The organism is Paraburkholderia caballeronis, from assembly GCF_900104845.1.
GTDB lineage: Bacteria > Pseudomonadota > Gammaproteobacteria > Burkholderiales > Burkholderiaceae > Paraburkholderia > Paraburkholderia caballeronis.
The window spans coordinates 108453-126637 of record NZ_FNSR01000001.1; the positions used below are offsets into that span (position 1 = coordinate 108453).

The following is an 18185-nucleotide window of genomic DNA, read 5'->3' on the forward strand; positions in this document are numbered from 1 at the left end:
CACGGCGCAAAAATCGCCGTCCACGCGTCCTGTGCTATAAAGCGGTCGTTAAAGAGACGTCAGGAACGCCGCCCTGAGAGGGCTGGCCGGGAAATCGAGCCCGCCCGCCGCCCGGGACGCAAACCGGATTACCCACTTACCACCAGTCATGTCCAAAGCACTGATCATCGCCGAGAAGCCATCCGTCGCGAACGACATCGCGCGCGCTCTGGGCGGCTTTACCAAGCATGACGAATACTACGAAAGCGACGAGTACGTCCTTTCGTCGGCCGTCGGCCACCTCGTGGAAATCGCCGCGCCGGAAGAATATGAAGTCAAACGCGGCAAATGGAGCTTCGCGCATCTGCCCGTCATCCCGCCGCATTTCGACCTGAATCCGATCGCAAAAAGCGAGTCGCGGCTGAAGCTGCTCACGAAGTTGATCAAGCGCAAGGATGTGGAACGCCTGATCAATGCATGTGACGCGGGGCGCGAGGGCGAGCTGATCTTCCGCCTGATCGCGCAGCACGCGAAGGCGAAACAGCCGGTCCAGCGCCTGTGGCTGCAATCGATGACGCCCGCGGCAATCCGCGACGGCTTCGCGCGCCTGCGCAGCGACGAGGACATGCAGCCGCTCGCGGACGCGGCCCGTTGCCGCTCGGAAGCAGACTGGCTCGTCGGCATCAACGGCACGCGCGCGATGACCGCCTTCAACAGCAAGGGCGGCGGCTTCTTCCTGACCACCGTCGGCCGGGTGCAGACGCCGACGCTGTCGATCGTCGTCGAGCGCGAGGAAAAGATCCGCCGCTTCGTGCCGCGCGACTACTGGGAAGTGCGCGCCGAGTTCGTGTGCGCGGGCGGCTTCTACGAAGGCCGCTGGTACGACCCGAAATTCAAGCGCGACGAATTCGACCCCGAAAAGCGCGACTCGCGGCTGTGGAGCCTGCCGGCCGCCGAGACGATCGTCGCCGCGTGCCACGGCCGCGAAGGCACGGTCAGCGAGGAATCGAAGCCGTCCACGCAACTGTCGCCGGCGCTGTTCGACCTGACGAGCCTCCAGCGCGAAGCCAACGGGCGCTTCGGCTTTTCGGCCAAGAACACGCTCGCGCTCGCGCAGGCGCTGTACGAGCGGCACAAGGTGCTCACGTATCCGCGTACCGACGCACGCGCGCTGCCGGAGGACTACCTCGGCACGGTGAAGGACACGCTCGAAATGCTCAAGGAGAGCAACAACTACCTGCCGCACGCGAAGCAGGTGCTCGACAAGGGCTGGGTGAAGCCGAACAAGCGGATCTTCGACAACTCGAAGATCAGCGACCACTTCGCGATCATCCCGACGCTGCAGGCGCCGAAGGCGTTGTCCGAGCCGGAACAGAAGCTGTACGACCTCGTCGTGAAACGCTTCCTCGCGGTGTTCTTCCCGGCCGCCGAGTATCGCGTGACCACGCGGATCACCGAAGTCGCCGGCCATCACTTCAAGACCGAAGGCAAGGTGCTCGTCGAGCCGGGCTGGCTGCAGGTGTACGGCCGCGACGCGGCCGGCGACGACGCGAATCTCGTGCCGGTCAAGAAGGACGAGAAGGTCAAGACCGACAAGATCGCCGCGCATCAACTGACGACGAAACCGCCGGCGCGCTACAACGAAGCGACGCTGCTCTCGGCGATGGAAGGCGCGGGCAAGCTCGTCGACGACGAGGATCTGCGCGAGGCGATGGCCGCGAAGGGCCTCGGCACGCCGGCGACGCGCGCGGCGATCATCGAAGGGCTGCTCGGCGAGAAGTATCTGGTGCGCGAGGGCCGCGAGCTGATCCCGACCGCGAAGGCGTTCCAGTTGATGACGCTGCTGCGCGGCCTCGGCGTCGAGGAACTGACCGCGCCGGAACTCACCGGCGAGTGGGAATACAAGCTGTCGCAGATGGAGCGGGGCAACCTGCCGCGCGACGCGTTCATGCAGCAGATCGCGCGCATGACGCAGACCATCGTGAAGCGCGCGAAGGAATACGACTCCGACACGATCCCCGGCGACTATGCGACGCTGGAAACGCCGTGTCCGAACTGCGGCGGGCAGGTGAAAGAGAACTACCGCCGCTTCGCGTGCACGAAGTGCGAGTTCTCGATCTCGAAGATTCCGGGCGGCCGGCAGTTCGAAATCGCCGAAGTCGAAGAACTGCTGCAGAAGAAGCAGATCGGCCCGCTGTCGGGCTTCCGCAGCAAGATGGGGCGGCCGTTCTCGGCGATCCTGAAGCTGTCGTTCGACGACGAAACGAAGAACTACAAGCTCGAATTCGACTTCGGCCAGGACCAGGGCGGCGAGGACGGCGAAGCGCCGGACTTCTCGGCGCAGGAACCGGTCGGCGCGTGTCCGAAGTGCGGCGGCCGCGTGTACGAGCACGGGATGAGCTACGTGTGCGAGCACACGGTCGCGAATCCGAAGTCGTGCGACTTCCGCTCGGGCAAGGTGATCCTTCAACAGGAGATCGGACGTGACCAGATGGCGAAGCTGCTCGCCGAAGGGCGCACCGACCTGCTGACGAACTTCAAGTCGTCGCGCACCGGCCGCAACTTCAAGGCGTTCCTCGTGAAGCAAAGCGACGGCAAGATCGGCTTCGAGTTCGAAAAGAAGGAGCCGTCGGCCAAAACGGCCGCGAAGACGGCGGCCAAAAAGACCGCTGCGACGGCCGTTGCGGGCGACGCGCCGGAAGCCGCTGCCGACAACGACTCGACGGAAGAAATCGCGAAGCCGGCACGCAAGACCGCCGCCGCCAAGACCGTTCCGGCGCGCAAGACGGCAGCGAAAAAGACGCCGGCGCGCAAGACCGGATCGTGATCGCTCCGGGCGGACTGAAGTCCGCCCGGAGACGGCATGTCCACAAAAAAAGGCGCAACCCACAGGATGGGTTGCGCCTTTTTTATCGCCTATACCACCGGCGATAATCGATCAGAGCGGCGAGATAGCCGACGTTCGCGTACGCGGCGCCGACGCCCGCGCGGCCTTCGGCGCGCGTTCGGCCTCCCCCGCGCCGGCTGGCGGCTCGACGCCGTCGGGTGCTTCCGGCGCCTTCGGATGCGCGCCGCTCGCGCGCGGCAGCGCGGCCGGCGCCGGACGGCTCATTCCGTCCTTCACCCATTGCTCGCCGAGCTGACTGTTCGGCGTCTGGCTGAAATGCTCGACCAGATGGTCGATGAACGTGCGCACCTTCGCCGGCAGATGGCGGCGGCTCGGATACGCGATGTTGATCTCGACCTGCGGCAACCGGTAGTCGCCGAGCAGGCGCACGAGACGCCCGCGCGTCATGTCCCGGCCGATCAGGTAACTCGGCAGGATCGCGATGCCCATGCCGAGCAGCGCGAACTGGCGCAGCATCTCCGTGTTGTTCGCGACGATCACGTTGCTCGGGCGCACGCGGATTTCGCCGTCCGGGCCGGTGAACACGCGCTCGTCACCCCAGTATTCGGACGGCAGCGACAGGCACGGATGCTCCATCAACTGCTCGGGCCGCGTCGGCGTGCCGTGTTTTTCGAGGTACGCGGGCGTCGCGCAGACCGTCATGCAGCCGGTCGTCAGACGCCGCGTGACGATGCTCGCGCTGCGCATCTGGCGCGCAGCGACGACGCCGAGGTCGAAGCCCTCTTCGACCAGGTCGACCTGGCGATCCACCAGCGTCACGTCGGGAATGACCTGCGGATAACGCTCGGTATAGGTCTGAAGCACCGGCGCGAGGTTGTGCAGACCGAACACGACCGGCGCGACGATGCGCAGCGTGCCGACCGGCTCGTGATTGCGCGCGACGACCATCTGCTCGACGTCTTCCAGTTCGTCGAGGATCTGCCTTGCGCGTTCGAGATAAACCTGACCGGATTCGGTGAGGGAGAGGCTGCGGGTCGTGCGGTTGAGCAGACGCGTACCGAGCCGGCTTTCCAGGTCGGCGATATGGCGCGTCGCGACCGCGTTCGAGATATCCATCGCGCTGGCGGCGCGTGCAAAACTGCCGAGATCCGCCACTTTGACGAATACTCGCATCGACTGCAAATGATCCATGAGACAACTCCTGCCTTGTTACGGCTTTCTGAATACCAGCAAAGCGAACCGCGAATTCTCCTACGACACGCAAATTCGTGCAGAAGTTGCCCACGAACCATCAAATTTGATTCAAATTTCTGCCACTGTAGCGTCGCACGCATTAGCGATCGTCTAATTGTTCCCATGTCAGAAACAATTGGTGCGATGCAACCGGATAGCGCGGCAGGTAGCGAACAGCGAAAGTCCGCGTAATGGGGACGTAACCGCATCGGCAGCCGCTACGCGTCGCACCTCCGGATGTGAAGAATATAAAAAAGCCGCCCAAGGGCGGCTTTACTGTTAGCGATGACTCACTTCGCTACGCGGCGAGACGTTTTTCCAGCGTGTCGCGCGCGCTCTGCAACGCCGCCGGCAGCCGGTGCGCAAGCTTGCCGAACAGTTCGGCGTGCAGTTCGAGTTCCTTTGCCCACGCGTCGGCATCGACCGACATCGCGTGCTCGAACTGCTCGCGCGTGAAGTCGAGGCCGCTCCAGTCGATGTCCTCGTAGCGCGGCGACGTGCCGAACGGATGGCCGTCACCGGCCGCGGTGCCCGCGATGCGGCCGACCATCCATTCGAGCACCCGCATGTTCTCGCCGAAACCCGGCCACACGAACTTGCCATCCGGCCCCTTGCGGAACCAGTTCACGCAGAAGATGCGCGGCAGCGTCGTGCCGGTCGCCGCGAGGCGCTCGCCCACCTTGAGCCAGTGGCCGAAGTAGTCGCTCATGTTGTAGCCGCAGAACGGCAGCATCGCGAACGGGTCGCGCCGCACGACGCCCTGCTGGCCGGCCGCGGCCGCGGTCGTTTCCGAGCCCATCGTCGCGGCCATGTACACGCCCTCGATCCAGTCGCGCGCCTCGGTGACGAGCGGCACCGTCGTCGAGCGGCGGCCGCCGAACACGAACGCGTCGATCGGCACGCCGGCCGGGTTCTCCCATTCCGGATCGATCGACGGACACTGCGACGCCGGCGCGGTGAAACGCGCGTTCGGGTGCGCGGCCTTGCGGCCGGTTTCCTTCGCGATCTCCGGCGTCCAGTCGTTGCCCTGCCAGTCGATCAGGTGCGCGGGCGGCTCGTCGGTCATGCCTTCCCACCAGACGTCGCCGTCGTCGGTCAGCGCGACGTTCGTGAAGATCACGTTCGCCTTCAGCGTCGCCATCGCGTTGTAGTTGGTCTTTTCGCTCGTGCCCGGCGCGACGCCGAAGTAACCCGCTTCCGGATTGATCGCGTGCAGGCGTCCGTCCGGACCCGGCTTGATCCACGCGATGTCGTCGCCGATCGTCGTCACCTGCCAGCCGTCCATCGACTGCGGCGGGATCAGCATCGCGAAGTTGGTCTTGCCGCACGCGGACGGAAACGCCGCCGCGACGTGATACTTGCGCCCTTCGGGCGAGCGCACGCCGACGATCAGCATGTGCTCCGCGAGCCAGCCTTCGTCGCGTCCCATCGTCGAAGCGATCCGCAGCGCAAAGCACTTCTTGCCGAGCAGTGCGTTGCCGCCGTAACCCGACCCGTAACTCCAGATCTCGCGCGTATCCGGAAAGTGGACGATGTACTTCGTGTCGTTGCACGGCCACGGCACGTCCTTGTCGCCGGCCGCGAGCGGCGCGCCGACCGAATGCACGCACGGCACGAAATCGCCGTTCTCCCCTAGCACGTCGTACACCGCGCGGCCCATCCGCGTCATGATCCGCATGTTCACGACCACATACGGACTGTCCGACAACTCGACGCCGATATGCGCGATCGGCGAGCCGAGCGGCCCCATCGAAAACGGCACCACGTACATCGTGCGGCCGCGCATCGCGCCCTCGAACAGGCCGTCGAGCGTTGCGCGCATCTCGTCCGGCGCGATCCAGTTGTTGGTCGGCCCCGCGTCCTCCTCGTGCTGCGAGCAGATGAACGTGCGGTCCTCGACGCGCGCGACATCGGACGGGTCCGACCACGCCAGATACGAATCCGGCCGCTTCTGCGGATCGAGTCGCCGCATCGTGCCGGCTTCGACCATCTGCTCGCACAGACGGTCGTACTCCTCCTGCGAGCCGTCGCACCAGACAATGCGATCCGGCTGCGTATGCGCGGCGACGCGCTGAACCCATTCGATCAGCTTGCGGTGCCGGACCCATGCGGGAACGCCGGCGGCGGCGTGGACGTTGAAGTCGGGGTGATTCATCGAGTGTCTCCTGAGGCAGGGCTGAAAATTGGGGCCGGCCTGCCGACGTTGCGCGAGAGGCACAGCGGCCGCCGTTTGCGTCGCGACGCACATCGGCGAATCCGCATAAGTCGTCAAGGCCTTGCAGCGTCGGGTTCGAAACCGTCTGTAAAGCGGCTTGCGTCGTCACCCGACAAGCTGTTAAAAAAGCGTGAAATCGCGGCTCGCCCGCGTTTGTGCGTTTACGTTTGGGTGCGTCTACGCGCGCAAGCAACTGCGATGCCTGCCGACAATCCGGCACGCGGCGGACTCGCTTTCACGCCTTTCGAGCATTGATACCAGCCTGTTCGCCGCTGCATAGTGGGATAACCCCCAGATCAGCCCAAGGCGCGCACCGGAAACCGTGCGCCACCCGACTCTTAGTGCCATGAAAATTGCCATCCTTGACGATTACCAGGACGCCGTCCGCAAGCTCGACTGCTTTCAACTGCTAGCCGACCACGAGGTCAAGGTCTTCAACAACAGCGTGCGCGGACTCGGCCAGCTCGCCAGCCGCCTGACCGAAGTCGATGCGCTCGTGCTGATCCGCGAGCGCACCCGCATCAACTCGCAGCTGCTCGACAAGCTCCCGCATCTGCGCATGATCAGCCAGACCGGCAAGGTCGGCAGCCACATCGACCTCGGCGCGTGCAGCGAGCGCGGCATCGCCGTGCTCGAAGGCGTCGGCTCGCCGGTCGCGCCGGCCGAACTGACGTGGGCGCTGATCATGGCCGCGCAGCGGCGCATTCCGCAGTACGTCGCGAACCTGAAGCAGGGCGCATGGCAGCAGTCCGGCCTGAAGACGTCCGCGATGCCGCCGAACTTCGGCCTCGGCCAGGTGCTGCGCGGGCAGACGCTCGGCATCTGGGGCTACGGCAAGATCGGCCGGCTGCTCGCCGGCTACGGCAAGGCGTTCGGGATGCGCGTGCTGATCTGGGGCCGCGAGCACTCGCTCGAAGCCGCGCGCGCGGACGGCTACGAAGCCGCCGAAAGCCGCGAGGCGCTGTTCGAGCAAAGCGACGTGCTGTCGCTGCACCTGCGGCTGCACGACGATACGCGCGGCATCGTCAAGCAGGAGGACCTGCTGCGGATGAAGCCGACCTCGCTGTTCGTGAACACGAGCCGCGCCGAACTGCTCGAAGAAAACGCGCTGCTTGGCGCGCTGGCGCACAACCGGCCCGGGATGGTCGCGATCGACGTGTACGAAAGCGAGCCGATCCTGCAGGGCTACAGCCTGCTGCGGATGGAGAACGTGATCTGCACGCCGCACATCGGGTATGTCGAGCGCGAAAGCTACGAGCTGTATTTCAGCGCGGCGTTCAGGAACATCCTGGCGTTCGATGCGGGCGATACGTCGAGCGTCGTGAATCCGCAGGCGTTGCAGGGCGGCCGCCGCCGCTGACGCACTCGCGCTGCTGTTTTTCGCGCCTGGCGCGCCGGATCGACGTGTCCGGCGCTCCTCGTCATGCGGGCTCCGCGGTGTGCAATAGCGTGGGCAGTCTCGCGAGAAACTGCTCGCCGTCCGCGCGGCCGAGATCGTATGCGTGCCGCATCTGCGACGGACTCGTGTAGTCCCAGCTCGAAATCGGCACCTTGACCGACGGCTGCACATAAATGCGCTGCTGCTCGCCGTGCGCGACGACGAAGGTCTGCGGACGCGGATAGAGCCGCGTGACCATCACGAGCACGCGGCCCGGCGACGGATCGAGCGCGCCGACCGGCACGTTGTCGACCATGCCGCCGTCGAGCACCGGCCGCCCGTTGCGGCGCAGCACCGGCGTGAACGGCGGCGTACACGACGACTGCAGGATCAGGTCGGCCAGTTCCCCGACATTCGCGCACGCCTGCGCGACGACGAATTCCGGATGAAAACCGAGCTTGCGGCCAAGCGTCGGATGCAGCGTCTTGCGCACGTACTTCTCGATGTTGTACGCGATCAGCCCCGCCGCCACCGCGCTGCGCGCGCCGAGCCAGCGCGGCAGATGCGACACGCCGATACGGATCTCGGGCGCGTTCGCAAGCTGGCCGAACGGCTCGCCGTAGATGTCGAGCAGTGCCTGCCGGTAGATCCGGTAGTGCGGAAACACCGATTCGCCGCGCAGCAGATTGCCCCAGTACGCGTTGCGTGTGTTGTGCCGCAGCGCGTCCTCGTAATAGCGCATCACCCACGCGGCGTCGCGCGTGTACAGCATGCAGGCCGTGGCGGCGCCCGCCGAGATGCCGGTGATGATCCGCGGCGAGATGTCGAGCGCCGGCTGCACGACGTTCCAGAAACCAGCCTGCCACCAGCAGCGATTGCCGCCGCCCGCGAATACGACCTGATCGAACATGCGTTGTGCGTCCTTCGAAACGATCGCGCGGCTCAGTCGAGCAGCGCGTAGGTGGTGGTCGCGTGGGCGGCCAGCCGGCCTTGGTCGTCGAGCAGTTCGACTTCGCCGAACACGAGATTGCGGCCCTTTCGGAGCACGCGCGCGGTGACGAGCACGTCGCCGTTGCGGACCGCGCGCATGAAACTGGTGTTCAGGGAAACCGTGGTCATCGGCCGGAAGCCGCCGAGCGCCGACGAGATCGCGACGACCATTGCGGTGTCCGCGGCGGCCATGAACACCTGGCCGCAGATCACGCCGCCCGCATGTCGCAATTCGTCGGAGAACGGCAGGCGCAGCGTCGCGCTGTCTTCGGTCACTTCGACTGCCTTGAGCGCGAGCGCGCGCACCCACGGCGCCAATACGCGCTCAAGCAGCGCGTCGATTGCCTTCTCGTCCATCGGTTTTGTCGTTTGCCTTTCGTTCTGGGCCGAAACGGGCTGCGCGGTGCGGGCGCGGTGGCTTTGGCAGCGCGGGTTTCGGGTGGAGACATGATACCGGGCGGGCGCGTGGGGTTGGGATTCCGGGTTGCGGCTGCGGTCCCCGCTGCTGGTTACGAGGCGAACGGACCACAGGATTTTTCATCTGCACACGAAGAAAAGGCTTGGCAAACCACAAAAATTCTTGCATAATTTCGCTTCTGTTGGGGGCGTTAGCTCAGTTGGTAGAGCAGCGGACTCTTAATCCGTAGGTCGAGTGTTCGAGTCACTCACGCCCCACCACCGAATTCTGTAGTTGAAAATCAAGCACTTACGTGAAAGCGTCGGTGCTTTTTTTCGTCCATCGGTCGGGCGCGAGGCGTCAAAAACTGGCCTTTGCCGGAAATCTGCCGGAACGGAAAAATCCAGACCAAGCGATCTCAATCTTTCGCATGGAGTCTGGAATGGCATACATCAGTCAGCGCGGGGAGTTCTGGCGCGCAGAAGTCCGTCGGCGCGGGTACAAACCGGTCTATCACACGTTCGACACGAAGCAGCAAGCTCAAAAATGGGCGCGCCGCGTTGAAGGCGAAATGGACGCCGGGTCGTTCGTGGATCGCACGGAAGCCGAACGCACGACATTAGCCGAGGCGCTGAAACGCTACCGTCAAGAGATCGTTCCCGAAAAACGCCATCCCTACCAGGAGCAACGGCGCATCGCCAGATGGCTGGTTAACGACCTGTCGTATAGGACCCTCGCCAACCTCCGAGGCACTGACTTTGCCAGGTATCGAGATAATCGACGCGCGGCTGGTCGGGCTGAGAATACGATCCGCCTAGAGCTTCAACTCATCCGCCATTTTTTCGAGATAGAGCGCAAGGAATGGGGCATGGAGGGACTTCCGAACCCGCTCGACAATATCCGCAAGCCGTCGGGCAGTCGAGCACGCGACAGGCGTTTGCGGCCGGGCGAGTTTGAGAAGCTCATCGCCCTATTGTCGTCCAGTCGCAATCGGTGGATAGCTCCAGCCTTCGAGCTGGCAATCGAGACAAGCCTGCGTCAAGGGGCGCTATTCAGCCTGCGATGGGAATGGATTGATCTTGACCCGAGTGATCCGCATCCCCGTAGGAGCACGTGGCGCGGACAACAAGGGCGTTCCGCCGGTGCTGCCGCTATCGACACGTGCAGTCAATGTCTTCCGCAATCTGGCCGCCATATCGGAAGGTGCCGACGCTCGCCTGGTAATGCCCCGTTTTCCACGGCAGGCAGAAGTAGAAACTAAGCGGCCATGAGCAGCCGCTGCTTCGGTGTAAAACCGCCCAATGCCATATTCGGGCGCTCGTGATTGTAAGTCCACATCCAGTCGGCCGCCGCTTTGCGAACCTGCTCCAGGTGACCTGCGGCGGGTTAACAGCCCCCAACTCTCATTTTGTTAGAGTTTTTTACGCCGAGCACGCAGGATGCCAATTTCCTAGCTGTTCAGATATGATCCGATCGAGGCGAATCTGCGGGCAAGCGGTTAGTCGCCACCCACCCCGGGATTTCATTCCCGAGTTAGCAAAATGAAAGAATTGAGAAGCGCGGCCGCCATCGAACAGGAAGCATCAGTGGCTCGGTAACAATTCCGCAGTGGTCTTTAACGAAACTGCGGGACTGAGACAACGTGAAGCGCGGACTCCCACTACGGTGGCAATCCGCCTGGTTCACTCGCCAGTGATCGCGACGTGTAACTACATCTGTCAAACACCTATAAAATCCATGCTCATAAATATAAAACTAACCAGCACGATTCTGAATGCCCTTCAGGACCTCAGAATCTACTCTACTCACCGGGGAAACGGACGTCGCTTCTCAATTGATCAAACAATTAGTTTTGACAGCAAAGCACGTATTGAACCGTACGTTGGATTCTGCGTCGGCCAAAAATTATTCAGCGCAGGGGCGTTTTCATACGCCCATAGCGAGCTCGACCCACTCCAAAGAATTGGTCGTTACTGTTCCATCGCATCCAGCATCAAGAATTTTTCAGCCAAACATCCACTTGAATTTCTATCGACGAGTCACTTCAATTTTTGCGACATAGAGTTCTATCGCCAGGCACTAGAAGATCTGAACAAGGAAAAATACACCGAGTTCAATGTCTTTCCATATAAGACGTACGACGCACCGGCCCAAATTGGGCATGACGTATGGATTGGAGACAATGTACTGCTGGGCCGAAATATCAATATCGGCACAGGATCCGTTATCGGCGCAAATTCAGTGGTAACCCATGATGTCCCGCCATATGCAATCGTCGCTGGCGTTCCAGCCCGAATCATCCGCTATCGCTTCCCCGATAATTTGATTGCAAAATTACTTGGGTTGGAGTGGTGGGACTATTCATTTACCGATTTTTACAACCTACCCTATCCCGAACCTGAAAAATTTGTAGATCATCTGCAGAATCTAATAGATTCTGGCAAGATCAGCAAATTCCAGCCGGATAATCGTCCATTTGCAGAACGCCTTATATCAAAACTCGACGAGCTTGGCGAGCCGGTACCGGACAGCCTGTCAAAAGCGCTAATTTTCGAAAAGGAAAGAGAAGCGCTGAACGACCGCTTTCCTGTCCCAGAGTCTTGCACCAATTGGCATCGCGCAGAGCTCGATCCTCGCGACGGCGCATTAATGCGCTTTTTTGCATATCAAGCATGGACAGAAATCGATGTCACAGAAGATACCAGCGCAATAGAGTTCCTAGTCAATTTCCATGTTAGCACTGAAGCAATCGATAAATTCGAAGTTAGCGTCTCCGGATATAAATTAACTAAAATACTCGCCGGGCAGGATTCTCTTGGTCGCCATCGAGTCAGATTTGAAATACCGTTTCATTCGAACACTGGCAAGCGCGTTGTGCGACTTGATCTGTTTTGCCCCATCTCGCGCAGGCCATCGCTACAATATGCGAACTCAAAAGACTCAAGAATATTGTCCCTCGCCATATCAAAGCCTAAGCTAATCAACACAACGAGATCACAATAGCATCCGCTCACAGCGGACAGAGGTGGCCGCGCAAAATCGGACAGCGGGATAAGTGGAGCGGCCGGGGCCTGAGAGAGATGGCGCCGCTTGTTCGGACAGGGTCCCGAGATTTTTAATAGGAACGTCCGGGGCGATCATGCTGCCGATTTGATCGCTGGCAGCGTCGGGAAGTATCCCTCATCGGGCGTCTGATCCGCTAGGCTCGAATGGGGACGTTTGCGGTTGTACAGCTCAATGCATTGGCCAATGGAACGCCGGGCGTGGTTGACCGACTCGTAGGCTCTCAAATAAATCTCTTCGTACTTGATGCTGCGCCACACCCGTTCGACGAACACGTTGTCGCGCCAGGCCCCTTTGCCGTCCATCGACAGCCGCACGCCCCGGCTCAGCACGGCCTGGGTGAACGCGCCCGCCGTGAACTGGGCGGATTCAACCGGTCGTCGCAACACGAGATTGTTGAACAGATTTTAGGTGCTCGTCCAGAGCTTCGGCCGGTGTCTTCCAGCCAAGCGTCTTCCGGGGCCTGGTATTCAGTGCAGTGGCGACAGCCTGGATCTCTCGAGCACTCCAACGGGATAAGTCTGTGCCCTTTGGAAAGTATTGCCGTAGAAGGCCGTTCGTATTCTCGTTTGTGCCACGCTGCCATGGACTGTGCGGGTCGGCGAAGAATACCTTCACGCCGGACTCGACCGTGAAGCGGGCGTGATCGGATAGTTCCTTGCCACGATCCCAGGTCAATGACCTCCACAGTTGGGCAGGCATGTCAGCCACGGTCTTCTTGAGTGCATTGGCCATCGTGATAGCTCCGTAGCCAGCCAGCGCAGGACCATTCTTTGTCCTGGGAATCAACCCATAGCCTTCCTCGCGAGGCAGGTGGACAAGCATGGTGAATCGGCTTGCGCGCTCGACCAGCGTACCGATCGCGGAGCGGTTCAGGCCGATGATCAGGTCACCTTCCCAATGCCCCGGCACAGCACGATCTTCTGCCTCCGCAGGGCGGCTGGAGATCATTACATCCTCGCTAACGTGCGCCCATGCCTTGGCTTGTGCCCTGGCCCTTGGCACGCGCAACGCCCGCCCAGTGCGCAGACAGCTGACCAGCTCGCGCTTGAGAGCACCTCGGCCCTGGATATAGAGAGCCTGATAAATGGCCTCGTGAGAGATGCGCATGGATTCGTCATCCGGGAAGTCGATCTGCAACCGGTTGGAAATCTGTTCGGGTGACCAGCCATTGACCCATTTACGATCACCGCGATGCGGTTTGTTTCTCCCTATGAACGGCGCTGGACGCGGCCCGGAAATCTCACGGCCATCTGCGGCGCGAACCTTGCCCTCCAGACGGTCTTGCACGTAGTGGTGCAGCCGTGGGTTAGTCACCAGTTTCGAAGGTTTGGGTCGTTTGGCAACCATTTCCGCTTTCCACTGCGCAACCGAAGCTCGATACTCAAGCCGGCCGCGACCAGTTGCAGCGTTACGGGTCAGTTCCCGGGAGACCGTTGATGGGCTGCGTCCGATACGGCGAGCAATCTCGCGTATCCCAACGCCCTGGAACGAAAGTAGCCCAATCTCTTGTCGCTCCGCAAACGACAAGTACCTTCCGGATACCGGGCTCGACATGGAAAGTGGCATGCCACCATTATGACGAAACCAGCGAGTGCCTACTGCCTGCGACACGCCAACCGCCTCTGCAGCCTTCTCGCTTGTAATGCCTGTTGCGATTTGCTTCCAGAATCGCCGCTCAATCTCACGCCGATGCGACGGCGCACCCGGCGATCGCATCGCTCCTCGCCCTGTCAACTTCTGCATCCACCCCGCTGGTCGCCCCATAAACACCTCCTCGATTAAGGTGTTGCGACGACCGGTTGAATCCGCCCTGGCTGCCCTGATCGGTGTTCACGATGTCGGGGTTTCCATAGCGGGCGAACGCTTCTTCCAGCGCTTCAACGGCATGCACGGCCTCCAACGTGATCGCCACGCGGTGCGCGAGGACTTGCGGCTGGCCCAGTCCACCACCGCCGTCAGATACACGAATCCGCGTGCCATGGGAACGTAGGTCGTGTCGAGTGCCCAGGCCTGGTGCCCGCTCGATCTTCATGCCGCAGCAGATACGGCCAGACCTTGTGCTGCGCGTGGCGTCGACTCGTGCCCGGCTTGCAGTACAGCGCCTCCACGCCCATGCGCTTCATGAGCGTGCGCACGCGGCGGCGGCCGACCTCGTGGCCTTCCCGGCGCAACAGTCGCGCCAGCATCCGTGCACCGGCAAACGGAAACTATGGTCACCCCCGTTTTTGCAACCTTGATTTTTGACGGTGTGGTTGGCTTGCCTAAATCTATCCGGCGTCGTTGTAGGGATAGCTCCCCGTGCCACGATGAGAATCGCGCCTGACGGTCCTAAAACTCCATCGGCTTCAAGAGCCATTTCCGTTTTCGGGTTTTCCGTCAGGCCGGTGTACCGTTCACATCATCAAATTTCAGCGATCGCAAAACCTGGTGGGGGTACTCCGGTAAATCGTGTGGGTCGTCGGTGTTCAAGCCGCCATAGTACCTGCTGCCGCATCAAAGGTCATGCGATGCGCAGCGAGCGCCCAGGCTGTTCGCGCCAGTTTGTTCGCCATGCACAGGCCACTACGTTCGAATGTCGGCGGGTCAGCATGACCCGCACCCACTCGGCTAGGCGGCCGCTCTGCCGGTCGAGTCGCTGCATGTAGGCTCTGGCGCATTGCACCAACAAACGTCGGATATTCTTGTCGCCTTGCTTACTGATCCCCAGCAGGTTGGTTCGCCCACCCGTGCTGTACTGGCGGGGAACCAGCCCAAGCGAAGCCGCAAAATCCCGGCTGCAGCCGTACTGCGCGGCATCGCCCATCTCGGCGGCGAGCACGCTTGCCGTGACGGGGCCGACGCCGGGAATTGAGAGCAGACACTGGCCGAGATCGTCGTCGGCGAGCTGCCGGGCCATTTCTTTGTCGAGCTCGATGATCTGTTCGCTGAGATATTTGAAATGGGCATGGAGCCGTTCGAGAATCGCGATCAGGGGCGGGGGTAGTTCAGCGTGCTCGGCCAGTACCGCCGGCAAGCGGGTGATAACGGCTTGACCGATCGGTAGGCTGATACCGAACTCGAGCAGGAAGCCCTGCATCTGGTTGGTGGTCTTGGTGCGATCACGAATCAGCGATTCGCGCACCCTATGCAGGGCCGATAGCGTCTGCTGCGATTTTGTCTTTGGCGTCACGAATCGCATGACGGGGCGGGATGCCGCCTCGCAGATCGCTTCGGCGTCCACGAAGTCGTTTTTGTTACTCTTGACGAAGGGCCGCACGAACTGCGGTGAGATCAGCTTGACCTGGTGGCCGAAGCTAGCCAGCTTGCGCGCCATACAGTGCGCTCCGGCGCAAGCTTCCATGACCACCGTACAGGTGTGAAACGTGGCCAGGAACTCGATCAACTGCTTGCGGCTCACTTTCTTGCGAAATACGGCTTTGCCGTGCTGATCCTGACCATGGTGATGGAACGCATGCTTGCCCAGATCGATCACAACCAGCGTGACGCTTTGCATGATGACCTCCCGAAAATGAAAACACCCTACAAAGCGTAACCCGCTCGTAGGGTGGGGGTGACCATCTCATTACTCCAGATGCAGTTCGTCGATCCGGCGCATCAGCCGTTGATCGACCTCGTTGACGGGCCGCGCCCGGTAATACGCGCTCGATCTCGCGATACCAACAAGCCGGACCTGCTGCGAAACAGGCAACGCATGACCACAGTCAATCATCGCTTTGCGCTCAGCAATCCCGCCTTGGTGAGCGCGCCGCTTAAGACATGATGAGGATCAAGACTGACCGTCGCGACGCCTTGCCGCTTGCCAGACTTCACCGTGCTGGGGACCTTGTACCGGTTGTGGTTCCCGAACCGCAGGACGAAGCCATCCGCGATCTGGTTCGCGCACGCGAAGATGCCGTGAACGACCAACGTCGGGTGAGGCAGAGGCTCAAATCGTTCCTGCTTCGTCACGGACATTCCTATACCGGCACGCGCTGGGGGATATGGTTATTTCTGCACCGAACGACAAGCTTTTTCGATGGTCACCTTTCGCCATCCCCACGACGTAGGTCGAGCACCATACGAATCGACGCCAGTTCTGATGGCAAGCGCGGTGACCGGTCGCGACTCCGGGACGTGTCAGCGAACCCTAATCGCCGGTATAACGCTTGAGCACGCGTATTGCTCACAAGTACGTCGAGAATGAGTTGACGTCCGTCGACAACATCGAGCAATTTCGGCCGAAGCACGTTCCTGAACAACGCACTAAAAATCCCGGTAGCGCGTAAATGCTCATTAGTTGCGCAGTGCGCAATCAGCGTTTGATGGCGCCGCGGTTTCGGCAATTCGCCCTCCAGCGTAACGCCCCTGCTCAAAGCTTGCAGCGTACGCGACGTCACTCCCAGGTACCGCACTAGCAGCCATGCAATATGCAGATCGTCGAACAATAGTGTGCGCCCGTCGAGCACGGCAAGCACTGCGCAGACAGTCCCGTCGTCGGCCACCGCAACCCAATGACGTCGCCAGGAAAAGCGTCCGAACGTCTGTACAAATGCAAAGCGCAGAAATTCAATGCATTCGGCCGCTGGCATCCCGAGAAAAAAGCCAAATTCACGTGCTCCTGACGCGAAAATGAGCGAGGCACATGTGGCAGCATCGGATGCAACCGCGGGCCGAAAAACCAGCTTCTGGCTTTCCCCAGTGGAGGCCTGGTCGCTTCGCATCGCATCAAGCATTCACCCTCCCAGAGGCCTAACGAGCTTTGACGCGGATAAGCGCCAAGACAGTGTCACTGATCTGCTGCTGCGTGTGAGTTGAGCAGATGAAGAACCGCAAACGTGCCGCGCGCTCCTCCACAGCCGGATAGAAGATCGGCTGTACGTTGATACCTTCATCGAACAGCGCGTTCGCCCACTGCGCGGCTTTGAGCGAACTGCCGGTGATGACCGGCACTATGGCATAGCCTTCACTTTTTCCCGTGTCGAATCCGGCCGCTCGCGCCTCCTCGACAAATTGATGACCGCGCTCGCGCAACATTGCGACGCGCCACGGCTCCGCCTGCATACGCCTGAGCGCAGCAAGCGATGCAGCTGCAAGCGACGGCGCAAGGCCCACACTGTAAAGAAAGCCGGGGGCAAGATGTCGTAGCATATCGATCAGCGGCTGGCAGCCGGCGATAAACCCACCACAACCAGCAAGCGTCTTGCTCAGCGTACCCATCCACAGGTCGACATCGCTGGATGCAACGCCGCAGCGTTCGCGAATGCCCTTCCCGGTCTCGCCAAGCACCCCGAGCGAATGTGCCTCGTCCACCATAAGGAACGCGTCGTGTCGGTTGCGAATTTCAACGAAACGCGCAAGTTCGGGTGCGTCGCCGTCCATGCTATACAACCCCTCGATCGCAATCAGCACGCGACGGTAATCGCGTCGAACGCGTTCCAGCAGTTCATCGAGCGCCCGCCAGTCGTTGTGTGGAAAGCTCAGGCGCTTTGCTCCGCTCAACTGTGCGCCCTGCAGGATGCTGTTGTGCGCCAGCGCATCGTGGACAATCAGATCGCCGGGACCCAATAGAAACCCGATTACGGTTACGTTGGTTGCGTGGCCGCTTACGAACACGAGGCAGTCATCGACCTCGTATAGCGATGCGAGTTCGCGCTCAAGCTCGCGCTGCACTGGCCGCTCGCCGGCCACGATCCTGCTCGCAGATGTAGAGGTGCCGTAACGGTCAATCGCGCTTTTCGCGCTCGCCGCTACGTCGGGATCACCCGCCAAGCCCAGATAATTGTAGTTTGCATAGTTCAGATACTCGCGTCCGCCAATCTGCGTAGTCGAGCCAGCGATACCATCATGCACCCGGAAGAACGGCGACTGCACGCGCAGCGTTTCGCCCATCTGCTGAATGATCTTCACCTGCTGATACTGGGGCATCGCCTCGAAGCGACTGCGCGCGTCAAACATCGCGTCGCCCGCCCCCGGCAAGCCCGTGCGGGAAGGAACGAACGGGGTCGCCGCTTCGTCCGAAACACGCTCAAGCTGCCGTTTTAATGCCTTCGCAGCAAGCTGCTGGCGAATCTGATCGCCTAGTCCCATCTTTGATCTCTTC

General features: G+C 61.4%; 11 protein-coding genes, 1 tRNA gene and 6 pseudogenes. 6 read left to right on the forward strand and 12 right to left on the reverse strand.

Going from position 1 to position 18185, the window contains the following annotated elements; genetic code table 11:
- Window positions 1-148 precede the first annotated feature (148 nt).
- Complete coding sequence (locus BLV92_RS00520; protein ID WP_090541225.1) at window positions 149-2806, forward strand: DNA topoisomerase III; 2658 nt, start codon at window positions 149-151, stop codon at window positions 2804-2806.
- A gap of 111 nt (window positions 2807-2917) precedes the next feature.
- On the opposite strand, the gene BLV92_RS00525 is transcribed toward BLV92_RS00520, so the two are convergent.
- Together BLV92_RS00525 and BLV92_RS00530 are read right to left on the reverse strand one after the other, a co-directional pair.
- Window positions 2918-4018 (reverse strand): LysR family transcriptional regulator, encoded by a 1101-nt coding sequence (locus BLV92_RS00525; protein ID WP_090541228.1) that lies wholly within the window; start codon window positions 4016-4018, stop codon window positions 2918-2920.
- Between the two features lie 340 nt (window positions 4019-4358).
- Complete coding sequence (locus BLV92_RS00530; RefSeq protein ID WP_090541231.1) at window positions 4359-6215, reverse strand: phosphoenolpyruvate carboxykinase (GTP); 1857 nt, start codon at window positions 6213-6215, stop codon at window positions 4359-4361.
- Between the two features lie 406 nt (window positions 6216-6621).
- Here BLV92_RS00530 and BLV92_RS00535 point away from each other — a divergent pair, with 406 nt between their 5' ends.
- Entirely contained in the window at window positions 6622-7635 is a 1014-nt protein-coding gene (locus BLV92_RS00535; RefSeq protein WP_090541234.1) for a D-2-hydroxyacid dehydrogenase family protein, read from the forward strand.
- 61 nt (window positions 7636-7696) lie between these two features.
- Here the strand turns inward: BLV92_RS00535 and BLV92_RS00540 are convergent, their stop codons facing one another.
- The gene (locus tag BLV92_RS00540; protein ID WP_090541236.1) at window positions 7697-8563 is read right to left on the reverse strand and encodes a patatin-like phospholipase family protein; all 867 of its coding nucleotides are present in this window, start codon (window positions 8561-8563) and stop codon (window positions 7697-7699) included.
- Between the two features lie 32 nt (window positions 8564-8595).
- Complete coding sequence (locus BLV92_RS00545) at window positions 8596-9000, reverse strand: PaaI family thioesterase (protein ID WP_090541239.1); 405 nt, start codon at window positions 8998-9000, stop codon at window positions 8596-8598.
- Window positions 9001-9245: 245 nt separating this feature from the next.
- Here BLV92_RS00545 and BLV92_RS00550 point away from each other — a divergent pair.
- A tRNA-Lys gene (locus BLV92_RS00550) sits at window positions 9246-9321 on the forward strand.
- 32 nt (window positions 9322-9353) lie between these two features.
- Window positions 9354-10301: a site-specific integrase gene (locus tag BLV92_RS31290; protein WP_143040624.1), complete on the forward strand. Its 948-nt coding sequence runs from the start codon at window positions 9354-9356 to the stop codon at window positions 10299-10301.
- On the opposite strand, the pseudogene BLV92_RS00555 reads toward BLV92_RS31290, so the two are convergent.
- A pseudogene (locus BLV92_RS00555) lies at window positions 10298-10411 on the reverse strand (integrase core domain-containing protein); the annotation flags it as partial. The gene BLV92_RS31290 and the pseudogene BLV92_RS00555 overlap by 4 nt on opposite strands.
- 294 nt (window positions 10412-10705) lie before the next feature.
- Here BLV92_RS00555 and BLV92_RS00560 point away from each other — a divergent pair.
- The gene (locus BLV92_RS00560; protein WP_143040625.1) at window positions 10706-12043 is read left to right on the forward strand and encodes a CatB-related O-acetyltransferase; all 1338 of its coding nucleotides are present in this window, start codon (window positions 10706-10708) and stop codon (window positions 12041-12043) included.
- A gap of 134 nt (window positions 12044-12177) precedes the next feature.
- Here the strand turns inward: BLV92_RS00560 and BLV92_RS00565 are convergent.
- The 5 genes and pseudogenes from BLV92_RS00565 to BLV92_RS31940 form a co-directional block, all read right to left on the reverse strand.
- Window positions 12178-12474: pseudogene (locus tag BLV92_RS00565) on the reverse strand (integrase core domain-containing protein); the annotation flags it as partial.
- Window positions 12473-13849: an IS30 family transposase gene (locus BLV92_RS00570; RefSeq protein WP_090541247.1), complete on the reverse strand. Its 1377-nt coding sequence runs from the start codon at window positions 13847-13849 to the stop codon at window positions 12473-12475. The gene BLV92_RS00570 and the pseudogene BLV92_RS00565, both read right to left, overlap by 2 nt.
- Window positions 13850-13916: 67 nt before the next feature.
- Window positions 13917-14313, reverse strand: a pseudogene (locus tag BLV92_RS32440) (transposase); the annotation flags it as partial.
- A 258-nt stretch (window positions 14314-14571) separates the two neighbouring features.
- A pseudogene (locus tag BLV92_RS00580) lies at window positions 14572-15599 on the reverse strand (IS110 family RNA-guided transposase).
- Between the two features lie 72 nt (window positions 15600-15671).
- A pseudogene (locus BLV92_RS31940) lies at window positions 15672-15857 on the reverse strand (IS3 family transposase); the annotation flags it as partial.
- 11 nt (window positions 15858-15868) lie between these two features.
- On the opposite strand from BLV92_RS31940, the pseudogene BLV92_RS00585 reads away from it, so the two are divergent.
- Window positions 15869-16081 (forward strand): annotated as a pseudogene (locus BLV92_RS00585) (IS110 family transposase); the annotation flags it as partial.
- 44 nt (window positions 16082-16125) lie between these two features.
- Here BLV92_RS00585 and BLV92_RS00590 read toward each other — a convergent pair.
- Window positions 16126-16818, reverse strand: coding sequence for a GNAT family protein (locus BLV92_RS00590; RefSeq protein ID WP_090541253.1), 693 nt, complete (start codon window positions 16816-16818; stop codon window positions 16126-16128).
- A gap of 16 nt (window positions 16819-16834) precedes the next feature.
- A complete protein-coding gene (locus tag BLV92_RS00595) occupies window positions 16835-18172 on the reverse strand; it encodes an aminotransferase class I/II-fold pyridoxal phosphate-dependent enzyme (RefSeq protein ID WP_090541256.1) in 1338 nt (445 codons plus the stop codon).
- Window positions 18173-18185: the final 13 nt, after the last annotated feature.

Bases quoted from the DNA above. Each gene is read 5' to 3' on its own strand.
- BLV92_RS00520 (WP_090541225.1), top strand. From the start codon at position 149: ATGTCCAAAGCACTGATCATCGCCGAGAAGCCATCCGTCGCGAACGAC.
- BLV92_RS00525 (WP_090541228.1), bottom strand. From the start codon at position 4,018: ATGGATCATTTGCAGTCGATGCGAGTATTCGTCAAAGTGGCGGATCTC.
- BLV92_RS00530 (WP_090541231.1), bottom strand. From the start codon at position 6,215: ATGAATCACCCCGACTTCAACGTCCACGCCGCCGCCGGCGTTCCCGCA.
- BLV92_RS00535 (WP_090541234.1), top strand. From the start codon at position 6,622: ATGAAAATTGCCATCCTTGACGATTACCAGGACGCCGTCCGCAAGCTC.
- BLV92_RS00540 (WP_090541236.1), bottom strand. From the start codon at position 8,563: ATGTTCGATCAGGTCGTATTCGCGGGCGGCGGCAATCGCTGCTGGTGG.
- BLV92_RS00545 (WP_090541239.1), bottom strand. From the start codon at position 9,000: ATGGACGAGAAGGCAATCGACGCGCTGCTTGAGCGCGTATTGGCGCCG.
- BLV92_RS00570 (WP_090541247.1), bottom strand. From the start codon at position 13,849: ATGCAGAAGTTGACAGGGCGAGGAGCGATGCGATCGCCGGGTGCGCCG.
- BLV92_RS00590 (WP_090541253.1), bottom strand. From the start codon at position 16,818: ATGCTTGATGCGATGCGAAGCGACCAGGCCTCCACTGGGGAAAGCCAG.
- BLV92_RS00595 (WP_090541256.1), bottom strand. From the start codon at position 18,172: ATGGGACTAGGCGATCAGATTCGCCAGCAGCTTGCTGCGAAGGCATTA.